The sequence below is a fragment of the Streptococcus sp. KHUD_016 genome, from assembly GCF_051106465.1.
Classification (GTDB): Bacteria; Bacillota; Bacilli; order Lactobacillales; family Streptococcaceae; genus Streptococcus.
This window is the reverse complement of the sequence record NZ_CP193663.1, coordinates 1,702,980-1,716,627: the sequence shown is the minus strand read 5'-3', so window position 1 is coordinate 1,716,627 and position 13,648 is coordinate 1,702,980. Positions and strand designations below refer to the sequence as shown.

Below are 13,648 nucleotides of genomic sequence, written 5' to 3'. Positions count from 1 at the left end.
ATTAGAAATATGAAGAAAATCATTCTTTTCCTTCTTACCTTAGTAACATGTGCAGCAGTCTCTGGGGCTGCTGCAGATGATTTGAAGGATAACAGTCTGCAGATTGATGATTCCCGACTTGAAAAGAAAGAGGGATTGAAATTTGGTCTACAGTCTGAACAAATCAAGGAGCTTTTTAATGAAGCGACTCAAAAGAGGTTGCAGGACATGCAACAGCATCAAGAGGAACAGTTGATCACAGAAAGGGGCCAACTGTTTTCTGCTATACAGAGACCAGTGAAAAAATCTTCTGAAGAACAGTTGTTTCAGCCCAATGCTCAAAAAACAATTAAATTTCAAACAAATATAGGCCATGTAGAAAAAGGTGGTCTGAATGACTTTCTTCCAGAGATATTCTATGTGGTGTTGATTTTCTTGCTTTTTGGAGCAACGGCAGTAATGAGTTATCGTGTGATGGTAGAAGGGATGGACTAAGTTTTTAACTAGTCTGTCTAAATAACTTAGAAAAGGATAAACCAGGCATAGGAGGCGTGTAAAAGGTGGAGCAACATATCAATATTACCCTACGTTTGAGAGAAAGAGATGTGGATATTCGCATCCCACGGCGAATTGAAGTGCGCCGGCTGGTGCGAGAAGTGGATACGATTTTTAATCCAGGTATCAAGCGAAAAAAATATCAATTAAGAATTGTCAATAAAGGTTTGTTGATTGATGAAGGAAAACATCTGTCTGATTATCCTATGACGACAGGAGATTTAGTAGAAATTGAGGAGATATAGGTGGCTGAAGAAAAATTTGAATTTGGTGGACAGTCGTTTGTCTATGAAAAAAATGAAACAAACTGGGAATTAAAACTCAAACGTTCAGATGTTGCGAGTCAAGATTTACGGGAACTGTTACTATTGGATTTGCATCATCCATTCTTTTTAGAGCAATCGATGGTGTCTGATGAGGATAGTGTCACCTTCTCCTATCAAGTCGAAGCTCATGGACTGACTTATGAGGAAATAAAGGAACGTACCATTTCGGAAAGAATCCGTTTGGCCCTAAACGTTTTTCGTTTAGAGGGCGCTTTGGAGTTACCTGTGACTTTCCTTTTGCACCCAGTAAATCTCTTTATTACCAAGGATGCTCAGGCTAAGATTGCTTATCGTGGAATTCCTGGTCTGATGGTTCCTCAATCAATATCCTCAGAAGATTTTTTACGCCAGGCTAAATGTTTTACAGTAACACTATTTAGCGATTTGGATTTCATGGATCTTTATAATGGTTCCTTGGAATTAGAGACCTTGCCAGACTTCTTAAATGATCTATGTCAGGCAGATGATATAGAGGCTGCAGTAGCTGTTTTGGAGAAGTACTACACGGAGAAGGCTGCGAAAGAACGAGCAGACTTGGTCTTGGTTCCAAGTAGACGCCATCGTGTCTTTAAACTGGCAACGATTTGGTTAACAGCCAGCGTTGTCTTGTTGATCGTTCCACTTATCTATCTGATTTTTGTGCAAAATCCTTTCAAAGAAAAGATGTTGCAGGCAGATACTGCCTTTATTAAAGTGGATTATAGTGGTGTTATTACAGAATTAGAGAGAATTGATCCAGCTAGCTTGCCGAATACGCAAAAGTATGAGTTGGCTTACTCTTATATTCAGGGATTGGAATTTTCTTCTGAACAAAAGAAAGTCATCTTGAACAACGTAACACTCAAGTCAGATGAGCTTTATTTGACTTACTGGATCCAGGTTGGGCGCAATCGTTTTGAAGAGGCTCTTGATATTGCCAAACGGATTAACGACAGTGACTTGATTCTCTACGCTTTGACTCAGGAAATCAAGCAGGTTCGAGAAGATGGTAACTTGTCAGGGAAAGACCGTGAAAGTAAGTTGAATACTTTGGAAAGCGAGTATAAGAAATACTGGGATAGTCGAAGTGAGCTACTAACGAGTGAATCAAGCTCCAATGCTTCTACAACTCCTAACCCTCAAGACAAGGCTTCTGAAAGCAAACCGTCATCTGAGAAGAAACCTGTTCCAAGTAGCTCCTCTAGCAATTAAAGTAGACCAAGGAGAGAAATTATGAAAAAACAAATCATTTTCTACAGCCAAGGTCTACGTTATGAAGTAGAACTGAGTGCAGATAAGACGGTCTTGATCGGGGCGACTGAAAAGGCCCAAGTCTACCTTTCTCAACAGGAAAGACCGATTCAGCTCAAGGTCGATGGTGACGAGGTCTTTTATCAGTACGACGATGAAGCAGGACTCTTGAAAGATGGTCTGCGTTTGGGTGAGGTCGTCTTTTATCTCCGAGAAGGGGAGCCAAGGGTTTATGACCTTTTGGATTTATCAGAGTTTCAGATTGGCTCTCAAAGAGGTGCATTGATCACACTAGATGGAGATGTTGAACTCTTACTCCAAAAATCCCAAAATCAATGGAAGCTAACTCGACTAAAAGGCGCATTTTATCGAAACAATCATCTGGAACAAATGGACCAGCAATTGATTGGTTTTGGAGATGAGTTGAGTCTAGGGGCGGTGACGATCAAGTTCTATCCTGATGAAGTATGGGTCCAGGGTCCTGCCCAAGTTGGGCCACAACTGACTCTGAGAGAACCATCTCGATATGGTTTTTATGAAGATTATCCAGATTATCATCGTTCTCCACGGATCATCTATCGTGGCAGCGAAGATAAAATCTTGATCAATCCCCCAGGCCAGGAACCGGTTAAACCGAGCGATGAACTGTTAAAGCTGATCGTTCCTCCTCTGATGATGGTCGGAGTAACCGTCTTAATCACCTTAATTCAACCTCGAGGGATCTATATCCTTGCGACAGTAGGGATGTCCATAACCACAATGATTTTTTCTATCCGTGGTTTCATAAAAAATCGTAAAAAGTACAAGGCTGATAAGAAGGAACGGGTCGATCTCTATCGTCTTTACCTGAAAGATAAGGTCAAGGAATTGACTCGTCTGGAACGAGAACAAAAAGAAGGGATGCACTATCATTTTCCAACGATTTTAGAATTGACGGACTTGGTTGAGAGTTACAATCACCGGATCTACGAAAAAACTCCCTTGCATTTTGACTTTTTATACTATCGTTTGGGACTCGGGAAAATGCCGACTAGCTATGACTTGAAATACGGTCAACAGGAGCGTAGCGGTAAGAAGGATGCTCTAGAAGAAGAGGGTTACGCTCTCTATAGTCGTCACAAAAAAATCCCAGATATGCCAATCCCGGCAAACCTCAGCCATGGACCAGTGGGTTATATTGGACCTAGAAATCTCGTCCTAGAACAACTGCAGCTTTTGGTGATGCAGCTAGCGACTTTTCATTCTTATCATGATGTGCAGTTTATTACGATCTTGCCGGAAGAGGAAAAAGAACAATGGTCTTGGATGCGTTGGCTACCTCATGCCAAACTGCAAGAACTCAATGTTCGCGGTTTTGTCTATAATCAACGGACAAGAGACCAGGTTCTCAATAGCTTGAACCAAATCTTGAAACTACGCCGTAGTCAAAAGGAAGAAGCATCCCACAAGGAGAGCACCCTTTTCCATCCTCATTATGTGGTTTTAGTGACCGATGAAAAGTTGATTTTGGATCATATCATCATGGAGTTCTTTACCGAAGATCCAACGGAATTAGGTTGTTCCCTCATCTTTGTAGAGGATGTCATGAGTTCCTTGTCTGAGAACATCCAAACAGTGATCAATATCAAGGACCGTAATACAGGCCAACTGGTCATGGAAGAAGGAGTCTTGAAAGAGACGGACTTCCGTTTGGATCATTTCCCAGCAGATTATGACAAGGAGCGGATCGCCCGTACCTTGGCACCGCTCAATCACCTCCAAAACCTTAAGAGTTCGATCCCAGATTCTGTGACTTTTATGGAAATGTATGGGGCGGAGACCTTTGAGGATTTGCAGGTATCGAGCCGTTGGAAAAAGAACGCACCTTACAAGAGTTTGGCTGTGCCAATTGGTCTGCGTGGTCAGGATGACCTGGTTCAGCTCAATCTGCATGAAAAAGCCCATGGACCTCATGGATTGATCGCAGGGACGACTGGTTCAGGGAAGTCAGAAACCATCCAATCCTATATCCTATCCCTCGCTGTTAACTTCCACCCTCATGATGTGGCTTTCTTGCTGATCGACTACAAGGGTGGTGGGATGGCCAATCTCTTTAAAAATCTGCCCCATCTCTTGGGGACGATTACCAACTTGGATGGCGCCCAATCTATGCGGGCTCTGGCTTCGATCAATGCGGAGATCCATCGTCGTGAACGACTCTTTGGAGAGTTTGAAGTCAACCATATCAATCAATACCAGAAGAAATTTAAAAACGGAGAAGCGACAGAACCGCTCCCTCACCTCTTTCTCATCTCAGATGAGTTCGCAGAGCTCAAGGTCAACCAGCCCGACTTTATCAAGGAGCTGGTATCCATCGCGCGTGTCGGACGTTCCCTCGGGGTCCACTTGATCCTAGCTACTCAGAAACCATCTGGTGTGGTGGATGACCAGATCTGGTCTAACTCACGCTTCAAGATCGCCCTTAAGGTGGCAGACCGTTCGGACTCCAATGAAATGCTTCATACACCGGACGCGGCCGAGATCACCCAGACAGGACGTGCCTATCTACAGGTCGGGAATAACGAAGTCTATGAACTCTTCCAGTCAGCCTGGTCAGGGGCGGATTACCAGCCGGACAAGGACGATATGGGGATCGAAGATCATACCATCTACCTAATCAATGAATTGGGCCAATATGAGATCTTGAATGAAGACCTCTCTGGCTTAGAAGATGTGGATGAGATTAAGGAAGTTCCGACAGAGTTGGATGCGATAGTGCACCATATCCAGCTCTTGTGTGAAGAACAAGAAATTCCTCCAGTACCACAGCCATGGTTGCCGCCGCTCAAAGAGCGCATCGCGTTAGACGAGCTGGAAGAAGTACAGCCAGCAGTAGCCTGGGCACAAGAGAAACCACTCTCAGTTCTACTTGGAATGGCAGATATCCCGCAGGCCCAGAAGCAGGAAGCTGTCTCTATCAATCTCTCCAAGGATGGTCATATCCTCCTTTACGGAAGTCCGGGTACAGGAAAGACCACTTTCCTTCAGACTGCTGGTATGGACTTGGCTCGCAAATTCAGTCCAAAGGCTCTTACCATGTACTTGATGGACTTTGGTACCAATGGTTTGGCTCCATTGTCCAAGCTTCCACAGGTGGCAGATACCATGCTTCTGGACCAAACGGAGAAGATCTCTAAGTTTGTACGAATCATGGAGAAAGAACTCAACCGTCGTAAGAAACTCCTTGCGGACTATGGTGTTGGAACCTTGGAACTCTACCGTCAGGCCAGTGGTCAGGAAGAGCCGGCTATCGTCATCCTCTTAGATAGCTATGAGGCCTTCAAGGAAGAAGCCTATGAGGCGGAACTCTTCAAGCTCTTGGTGCGTATCTCTCGTGAAGGTCTCAGTATCGGGGTTCACCTCTTGGTGACAGCCGGTCGCCAGACCAACCTTCGTGCTCAACTTTACTCGAACTTCAAGCACCAGTTGAGCCTGCCACAGAATGAGGCAGGTGAAGTGCGGGCCATCGTGGGCTCTACACCACTTGCTATGACCATGGAAGATATCAAGGGACGAGCTCTTATGAAGCGGGAAGAGGTGGATGTCATCCAGCTGGCACTCCCAGTTTATGGAGCCAATGACACCCAAGTCCTCAACAACCTACGTCAGGAAGTGGCTTCCCTCCAAGAAGCCTGGACAGGACAACGCCCAAGTGCCATTCCGATGGTGCCGGAGGAGTTGACAGAGAAAGACTTCTATAGCCGAGCCAGCGTGCAGACTGCCTATGAACACGGCCTCGTGCCATTAGGACTTGACTTGGAGACAGTTGAGCCCGTTACTTGGAATCTGGCTAAAGGCAATCTTCTTTACCTAACAGATAAAGAAGAGCAGATGACAGCCTTGGTAAAACACATTGCCAAAGGGAAACAGAAAGTCATCGTCTTGGCACCGAAGTACCATAACTTACCTGAAATGGAAGGAGTGACGATTCTGGCAAGTCCAGAGGAATATCTAGAAGGCTTAGATATGATGGAGTTCAAGATTCAGGAACGGTTAGAAGGCAAACAGCGAGACCATGTCGCAACAGTGGTTATCTACAATTTAACCGAATTAGTGGTAGAATTAAACTCAGAAGCGCTTGATACATTGGCTTATGTCCTAGATAAAGGAACTCGAGCTGGATATGGTTCAATTGTAATGAGTTCACCACTAATCACCAAGCATATTGATGTGGTCTCAAAAACTGCTCGTTCTTATAAGCAGGCTATTTTAGCACTTCGCTTAAGTGATCAATCAGTTCTGACAGTGACCAACAGACCTGTTCGTGAGCCACAGTTGGAAGAACAAGAACACTACTATGTTTCCGATGGGTTAGCAAGTAGAATGAAAGTATTAATGGTATAGAAAGGGAGGATAGCTATGGCTAAAGATATTAAAACTATTATAGCGTTGACCAATGCTTTGTATAGCGCTTCGTCAGTAACAAGCCAAGCGGCTAGTAGAAAAGCAGAATTAGAAGCCGAGCGAAAGAATGTTCAAAATCAATCTACAGATATCTGGACATCCTCATCGTTGTCATCTTATATTGCCGGCGAAAAATATGATGACGAGGCGAAACAAGAGAGAGATGATTTGGACAAATTAGAGAAAATGCTATCTGAAAAAAAGAATGAGATTTTGTCTTTGCTGGATAGTAAGATTTCGGAAGCAGAATCAAATTTACAAAGTGCTCGGACAGCAGAAACGAATGCTCGTAATGCTTTAAATGAGGCCTTGGCAGCGATCTAGAAAGGAGAGGTAGATGTCGATACAGGTAAAAAATATATCAGGCTTAGACAGCTATGGAACTAGTATTCATACTTTTGGCGGACGTTTTGAAGAAGCGGCGAGTGATACAGTCCGAGAGTTTAATACTAGCCTTGAAGGTGAGAAGGCAGAGGCCATTAATGCATTCTTTGAGAAGTTGAATACGATCCAAACAACGGTATTTAAAGATGCTCCAAAAGATGTAATGACCTATGGTCAGCAAGTTTTCACCTTTACGGGAGAATTGAAAGGTTTGGGTTTTTCTTCCTTGGCTTTTACAGATGATGAGTCTATAACCAGTCTAACGAAATCTTTGGAAGTCCAGCAACGTGATGTAACTGCAATAGTAAAAAGTAAAGTCATAAAAGTAGTTCAGCAAGCCGTTGATGTAATGGGAGAAGGGGATGCCACAATTTCTAATTTTGATTCCACAGTTGACAGTTTGATTTCGGAGGAAGTGAAGGCCAGAAAGGAAACACATGAGGGAATTAAAACTGCTCATGAAACTTTAGAGAAAGCTGTTAGCAATTCAGCCGATCGTTTTGAGACTTTAACCGCTATGACTCAAAATGCAAAGGCCATAACTTCTATTCCAGCTTTAAATATTTTGGATGCTATCCAACGAGGTGACTTAAGACAGGATAATGTCAATTATCTTGATGCGGCTTATACCTCTGATGATGTTGAAATCATAAAGGTTTTAATTTCTGAATCTAGATATAAGACAAAAAAAGACTTTTTTGAAAAATTAGCCAGAGCGAAAGTGGATGATGCTAGTCTCCCAACGACGATGCTAGTTGCCAATCGACTAGAAAAGGCTGCTGAAAAAGATGAAGTTGATGGATTAGGGGCATTCTTTGAGGTTCTTTCTAATCGAGATGTGAAAGAAGTTCAAGTCTATACAGCGAAATTATCATCAAGTATTGATACTATTGTAGATGGCCTTAATGCTAGGGGGCAATCGTTGAGAAAGCCTATGCCAAAAGACTACAATAGTGAAGAGTATCAAGAATGGTTAAAAGGAGAAGAGGAAGCAAAGGAACGCTTAAAATCATTAAAGGAAAGCTCCGTTCGCTATGGTCGTCTAAATAATATTTTAACGTATATGAATACTGAAAAGTTTGGAAAGACCACAATTACGGCTAAAGGAGTTTCTCTAGGCAATGGGGAAATTGGTGATTTTACAGCGACGACTAAACGAAATATTAAAGCAGGAAGTTTTACCTCTTCGAAGAAGAATGGTGAATATACCTTTACAATCCAAGATTTAGGAATAGATCGAAAGGACGGCTCTGAAACGATTAGTGTAAGTAGTTATAAGGAGCAGGATCAGCTTAAAAAATTAGATAAAATGGAAGAACTTAGAAAGCAAAAAGACCGTTTATGGCTGGAATCGGCTTATAATACAACTAAGAACATTGTATCTATGAACCCGGCTGCAGGTTTCTTTTGGAATATGGTAGAAGCAGCAGCAGCAACCAAAGAGGAGAAAAACATATTTGATGCTATAGCTAAAAATGGTACAAAGGCACTGAGTGAAACTGATTTTAAAAAATATAAGAATATAAAAAAAGCTAGTTCACATGTTGCTGGTGGTTTCTTAGAACATTTTGAGAAAGCTCAAAAGATTCAATCAGAGTTGGAAAAAATGGATAACGATCTTTTAAATCAAGAAATGGATACAGGTGCTACAGCAATAAAAGAAGGAAAAAATTATAAGCATATTTCTGGTCAATCTCGTTATGACTTTGAGGCCAATCTTCGGATGGCAGACCTCCAACAAAATGGTTTGCGAAGCTATTATTTCCGTCGGATTTTAAAGGAAAAAGGAAATAATGTAAAAGATGCTGTAGTTAAATTTAAAGAAATAGAAAAACAGTTAAATGCGATTGAACCATCTGGAGACTATACAGAGGAAGTGAAGTCTCTTTTCAGTGGGGAAGGTACCATTTCTCCTGAGCAACTGGGTGGAGAAAAGCTCGTAAAAGGATTGCATGAATTCCAAAATGTAACACAGGATATTGAAGATTATAATTTTAATTATGCTGAGTACGGTAAGCAAGAGGATCTTTATTTCAATCACTTAGTTGGAATAGGAGGTAACTAATAGTGAACAAACAGGTATTTAAGAATCGGAAAGTTGTCTGGTCTCTCCTTCTTCTTTTTCTAGTCATAACGGGATCTTGTTTTTTACTTTTCTTGAAGCCCAGTCAGAAACCCAAAGAGCTAGAGTATTTAATGGGAACTGCTAGGGGAAAATCAGATTTTCAACTATTTGGAGATAAGAATCAATATGTCCTTGCGCCTAAAAACAAAGGGAGTTTCTTTGTCAGTAAAACATATGCGATCACAGATGAGTACAAGACCTTTATAGTAGAGGATGAAAAAAAGCTACATGAAATCCCTCATCTCCAGATGGAGGGAGAGTATTGGAACTTGATTTTGTATAATTTAGACGAGGAGGGCTTTCCTGAGCGAAAGATTGACCTATATCAGGCAGTGCGAAGCTACAATCAGAAAAGTATTCCTATTCGTCTAATTGACTCCTATTATGTTGAGGGTACTCACTATTTTGGGTTGAGAATTGGTGATTTATCGGATGAAGAGAATCGAATTTATAAAGATGTCTATCTCAATTTGGAGACGGAAGAAGTGGTGGATTTTCCAAAAGATACAAAGTTTGGAATGAATGATGATATAAGCGATACTGCAAGAATAACAAACTACGATAAGATTATAGACTCTAAGGGTTATTTTGATCCTTCGAATAAGATACTTGCAGATAAGCATGAAGGAAGTACCCCAGATTCTAATATCAACCTCTACAGCCTTTATCCCGACATCGAAGATAAACTCATCAATCAGAATTGGTCGCTTTATGTCCGTACAGATAAGGTCACACCGGATGAGTGGTTTGACACCCTTCTTCATTGGTTCGCCCCTAAAGGGGAAGAGATCCTAACCGTTTATGGACGTAATGATGATGGGGAAGCCTCAGATGTTCAGATTCGTAACAGCCAAGAGGCGAATGCCTGGTTGGAGCAACATCCTGCCCTTAGAAATATAGACTACTATAGACCAGACGGGAGTGATAAAGAGTGAGTAATAAGAAAATTAATCCGGATAATCTCAGCCGAGTGAATGGTGCATTTAAAGATATGAGTGGCGAGTTAGAACATAACGTTTCGGACCTCATTTCTTCAAGTGCGACGGAAAAGATAGAAGCTGCGACAGATGGTATTAAGAAACTCTCTAAGGAAATGGTGGAGACGATTAGTTCCTTAGATGAGTATCTTGGGGCGGTTGGTGAGGCCTTTCGAAGCGCAGATGCGAATATGGCTCAGTCCATCGGTCAGAATATGTATACGAAAGCTCCTGAGTCACGAGCAGAGCGTAGAGAACGTTATATCCAAGGCGGAAAAGATTCTAAGGAACGTCATAATCGTAGGAAAATGGTTGAAATCGCAGAGAGTCAATATAATGATTTTCCATAATTACACAAATCACCTGAATTTATTTCAGGTGGTTTTCTTTTGTATTTCTCATCTTCTCACAGTATGGTTCATGTGGTATAATGAGGTAAGGGATTTTCCTCGTTTTAGACGAGTTTATGGAGTCCAAAATCAATCAGTCTGATATTTCAATCACTTAGTTGGAATAGGAGGTAGCTAATAGTGAAAAAATATGTATTTAAGAATCGGAAAGTTGTCTGGTCCCTCCTTCTTCTTTTTCTAGTCATAACGGGATCTTGTTTCTTTCTTCTTTTGAAGCCCAGTCAACCCCCAAAAGAACCAGAGTATAGAATGCGAACTGCTATGGGAAAATCAGACTTTCAACTATTTGGAGATAAGAACCAATATGTCCTTGCGCCTAGCAATAAAGGGAGTTTATTTGTCAGTAAAACATATGCGATCACAGATGAATATAAGTTCTTTTTAGAAGAGGATAAAATTAACATTCCTCATCACCAGAGGGAGGGAGAGTATTGGAATTTAGTCCTATATAATTTAGACGAGGAGGGCTTGCCTGAACGAAAGATAGACCTGTATCAGGCAGTGCGAAGCTACAATCAGAAAAGCATTCCTAGAAATCTGTTCGACTCCTATTACGTTGAGGATACTCACTACTTTGGGATAGAAATTGTAGATTTAACCGATGAAAAGAATTGGAGTTACAAAACAGTCTATCTCAATTTGGAGACGGAAGAAGTAGTGGATTTTCCAAAAGATACAAAGTTTGAGATGGATTCAATTATCAGTAGTACTGTAAGAGCAACGAATTATGGTAAAATTTTAGACTCTAAGGGTTATATTGATCCTTCGAATGAGATCGTCACAACTAGGTCTGAAGGGCAGGTCCCAGACCCTAACATCAACCTCTACAGTCTTTATCCAGACATCGAAGATAAACTCATCAATCAGAATTGGTCGCTTTATGTCCGTACAGATAAGGTCACACCGGATGAGTGGTTTGATACCGTGTTACACTGGTTTGCCCCTAAGGGAGAAGACCTTCTAACCGTTTATGGACGTAATGATGATGGGGAAGCCTCCGATGTTCAGATTCGTAACAGCCAAGAGGCGAATGCCTGGTTGGAGAAACATCCTGTCCTTCGGAAAATATAAGAAGATTGTTAGAAATGACGGAGTGAAATTGAATGAGTAATAAGAAAATTAATCCTGATAATCTCAGCCGGGTGAATGGTGCATTTAAAGATATGAGTGGCGAGTTAGAACATAACGTTTCGGACCTCATTTCTTCAAGTGCGACGGAAAAGATAGAAGCTGCGACAGATGGTATTAAGAAACTCTCTAAGGAAATGGTGGAGACGATTAGTTCCTTAGATGAGTATCTTGGGGCGGTTGGTGAGGCCTTTCGAAGCGCAGATGCGAATATGGCTCAGTCCATCGGTCAGAATATGTATACGAAAGCTCCTGAGTCACGAGCAGAGCGTAGAGAACGTTATATCCAAGGCGGAAAAGATTCTAAGGAACGTCATAATCGTAGGAAAATGGTTGAAATCGCAGAGAGTCAATACAAAGATTTTCCATAACTATTTGAACTCACCTGAATTTAATTCAGGTGAGTTTTTCTATTATAAGTTTCGTATGATATAATTAAATACGAATAATATTAAGGAGTTAGAAATGAAAATAGGAAAAGGAATTAATTGGATTTTGAATAGAAAGGTGAAAAAATGAAGAAGCTGTTTGTTATAATTTTATTGTTAATACTTGGAGGTTGCTCTAATGGGATTAAAGATAAAGAGGCTAATAAAAATGAGACGATTGTCAAGGAGGAGAAAAAATTAAAATTTGTAGTAGCACCACAATATGAAGGTAAAACTTCGGAATTAATAGAGTTTGGAAAGAAATTAATTGAAGAACATCCTGAGGTAGGTAATCAAGGAGAAGTTACTCTATACTATTCTGGTAGTACATATACATTTAATGAGCAGGAGTATGCAGTATTTATGATATTAAACAAGACGGATACTGACATTAATCATGATGCTAAATTTAAAATTAGTTGGAGTTATGCGGGACAGCAAATCTACCAAAATGAATTAGTTGAATACAAAATTTCTGAAAGCGGGGAGCTGCCTACACAATCTGCAACAATTTTCTTACTTCCTTTAACAACTGAACAGAAATCGATTGTTACAAAGATTGTAGACGAAAGAAAAATGAACCTAAGTATATCAGATATTCAAATGAAGTAGGAGAACTATATGTCAGATTTAAAGCTTTATTTTTTGTTGCTATTTGGAGTTTTATTACTCTGTTCATCTGTACTTTTCTTTTTCCGTTATTTTTACAAAAGAGAACTAAGGATAAAAAATTTATCTACTGCATGTGTTGAGGGAGTTGTAGTAGGATACAAGTATTCAAAACCAGCAGGTCCTCCAATTGTTGAATATAAAGTTGATGGGCGTACTTATCAACGAAATCTGGACTACCATAGAGTCATTCTCATATCAGTTCCTTGGAAGAGTGTACAAGCCACTTCTAGATCGGAGTTATTAGCTCAAAAGATAACAATTTATAGAAATTCTGTCGTTTCTGTTACACGTGTTTTGGAAGATGCTTTTCCAAAGGGCTCAAAGATGACTGTTTGGTATAACCCTGCTTGTCCCAAAGAGTCTTTTGTTGAGAGATACAGTGGTATGGAAGTGGTGTATAAGCGTCAAGTATGGATATGTATGGCAACATTAATTTTAGCACCCATCTTGTTGACAATGGTATTTCTATTGAATGAATTTTATAAATAGTAAATTTAAGAGGAGGAATTATGTCAAACGCTAGTCAACAAGCTGCAATTCAATCGCAGATTAGTTCAGCTCAATCAAAAAAAGAAGGTTACTTAGAAGAGGCAAAAAAAGTCAAGGAAATATATGACGAATTAAGGAAAATTAAAAGTGAGTTTGTTAAGCAAAAAAAAGCTGTAGCTTCTAAAAAAGATGAACATGATGATTCCTGGACTGGAAATTTGCATGATACGAAATTTGTTACCCCCGCAGGTAATCTGATTTCATATTTTGATTCTAGTATTAAGGCCATGGACGAGAATATTGATGAGTTACTCATAAAAATTAATGAGTATGAGAATAAAGCTTTGGAGATGGATGGACTTATTGGTCAGCTAGGAATATTGTTAAACAATATAAGTGGTTGGATTGAAAGTTTCTTCAACTAACTGCAAAATTTCATGAACCACCTGATTTTATTTCAGGTGGTTTTCTTTTGCTTTCCTCATCTTCTCACGGTAACACT

The 13,648-nt window shown here is 40.6% G+C and carries 13 protein-coding genes; all 13 read left to right on the top strand.

Annotated features, from left to right (window positions below; all coding sequences use genetic code 11):
• Positions 1–9 precede the first annotated feature (9 nt).
• Positions 10–474 carry a type VII secretion protein EssA gene (gene essA, locus ACORHV_RS08170; RefSeq protein WP_000720507.1) on the top strand — a complete coding sequence of 155 codons (465 nt, stop codon included), beginning with the start codon at positions 10–12 and terminating at the stop codon, positions 472–474.
• A gap of 65 nt (positions 475–539) precedes the next feature.
• The gene (locus ACORHV_RS08165) at positions 540–779 is read left to right on the top strand and encodes an EsaB/YukD family protein (RefSeq protein ID WP_000434883.1); all 240 of its coding nucleotides are present in this window, start codon (positions 540–542) and stop codon (positions 777–779) included.
• Complete coding sequence (essB, locus tag ACORHV_RS08160) at positions 780–2,051, top strand: type VII secretion protein EssB (RefSeq protein ID WP_000796947.1); 1,272 nt, start codon at positions 780–782, stop codon at positions 2,049–2,051.
• Positions 2,052–2,072: 21 nt separating this feature from the next.
• Entirely contained in the window at positions 2,073–6,473 is a 4,401-nt protein-coding gene (essC, locus tag ACORHV_RS08155; protein ID WP_434398090.1) for a type VII secretion protein EssC, read from the top strand.
• A 15-nt stretch (positions 6,474–6,488) separates the two neighbouring features.
• Positions 6,489–6,857: a hypothetical protein gene (locus ACORHV_RS08150; RefSeq protein ID WP_049478298.1), complete on the top strand. Its 369-nt coding sequence runs from the start codon at positions 6,489–6,491 to the stop codon at positions 6,855–6,857.
• Between the two features lie 13 nt (positions 6,858–6,870).
• Entirely contained in the window at positions 6,871–8,982 is a 2,112-nt protein-coding gene (locus ACORHV_RS08145) for a hypothetical protein (protein ID WP_301392435.1), read from the top strand.
• 131 nt (positions 8,983–9,113) lie between these two features.
• Positions 9,114–9,977, top strand: a complete 864-nt coding sequence (locus ACORHV_RS08140) for a hypothetical protein (RefSeq protein WP_414324063.1) — start codon at positions 9,114–9,116, stop codon at positions 9,975–9,977.
• The gene (locus ACORHV_RS08135; RefSeq protein WP_000066276.1) at positions 9,974–10,369 is read left to right on the top strand and encodes a hypothetical protein; all 396 of its coding nucleotides are present in this window, start codon (positions 9,974–9,976) and stop codon (positions 10,367–10,369) included. The genes ACORHV_RS08140 and ACORHV_RS08135 overlap by 4 nt, the downstream gene beginning before the upstream one ends.
• Before the next feature lie 180 nt (positions 10,370–10,549).
• Complete coding sequence (locus tag ACORHV_RS08130; protein WP_180833547.1) at positions 10,550–11,500, top strand: hypothetical protein; 951 nt, start codon at positions 10,550–10,552, stop codon at positions 11,498–11,500.
• Positions 11,501–11,532: 32 nt separating this feature from the next.
• A complete protein-coding gene (locus ACORHV_RS08125; RefSeq protein WP_434398087.1) occupies positions 11,533–11,928 on the top strand; it encodes a hypothetical protein in 396 nt (131 codons plus the stop codon).
• A gap of 144 nt (positions 11,929–12,072) precedes the next feature.
• Positions 12,073–12,597, top strand: a complete 525-nt coding sequence (locus tag ACORHV_RS08120) for a hypothetical protein (RefSeq protein WP_000732923.1) — start codon at positions 12,073–12,075, stop codon at positions 12,595–12,597.
• 9 nt (positions 12,598–12,606) lie between these two features.
• Positions 12,607–13,146 carry a DUF3592 domain-containing protein gene (locus ACORHV_RS08115; protein ID WP_001281572.1) on the top strand — a complete coding sequence of 180 codons (540 nt, stop codon included), beginning with the start codon at positions 12,607–12,609 and terminating at the stop codon, positions 13,144–13,146.
• 20 nt (positions 13,147–13,166) lie between these two features.
• Positions 13,167–13,571, top strand: a complete 405-nt coding sequence (locus tag ACORHV_RS08110; protein ID WP_000063631.1) for a DUF5082 family protein — start codon at positions 13,167–13,169, stop codon at positions 13,569–13,571.
• The last annotated feature ends 77 nt before the right edge of the window (positions 13,572–13,648 follow it).

Excerpts from the sequence above, each read along its gene's own strand:
- essA (WP_000720507.1), top strand. The coding sequence starts at position 10 with ATGAAGAAAATCATTCTTTTCCTTCTTACCTTAGTAACATGTGCAGCA.
- essC (WP_434398090.1), top strand. The coding sequence starts at position 2,073 with ATGAAAAAACAAATCATTTTCTACAGCCAAGGTCTACGTTATGAAGTA.
- ACORHV_RS08150 (WP_049478298.1), top strand. The coding sequence starts at position 6,489 with ATGGCTAAAGATATTAAAACTATTATAGCGTTGACCAATGCTTTGTAT.
- ACORHV_RS08145 (WP_301392435.1), top strand. The coding sequence starts at position 6,871 with ATGTCGATACAGGTAAAAAATATATCAGGCTTAGACAGCTATGGAACT.
- ACORHV_RS08140 (WP_414324063.1), top strand. The coding sequence starts at position 9,114 with ATGGGAACTGCTAGGGGAAAATCAGATTTTCAACTATTTGGAGATAAG.
- ACORHV_RS08125 (WP_434398087.1), top strand. The coding sequence starts at position 11,533 with ATGAGTAATAAGAAAATTAATCCTGATAATCTCAGCCGGGTGAATGGT.
- ACORHV_RS08120 (WP_000732923.1), top strand. The coding sequence starts at position 12,073 with ATGAAGAAGCTGTTTGTTATAATTTTATTGTTAATACTTGGAGGTTGC.
- ACORHV_RS08115 (WP_001281572.1), top strand. The coding sequence starts at position 12,607 with ATGTCAGATTTAAAGCTTTATTTTTTGTTGCTATTTGGAGTTTTATTA.
- ACORHV_RS08110 (WP_000063631.1), top strand. The coding sequence starts at position 13,167 with ATGTCAAACGCTAGTCAACAAGCTGCAATTCAATCGCAGATTAGTTCA.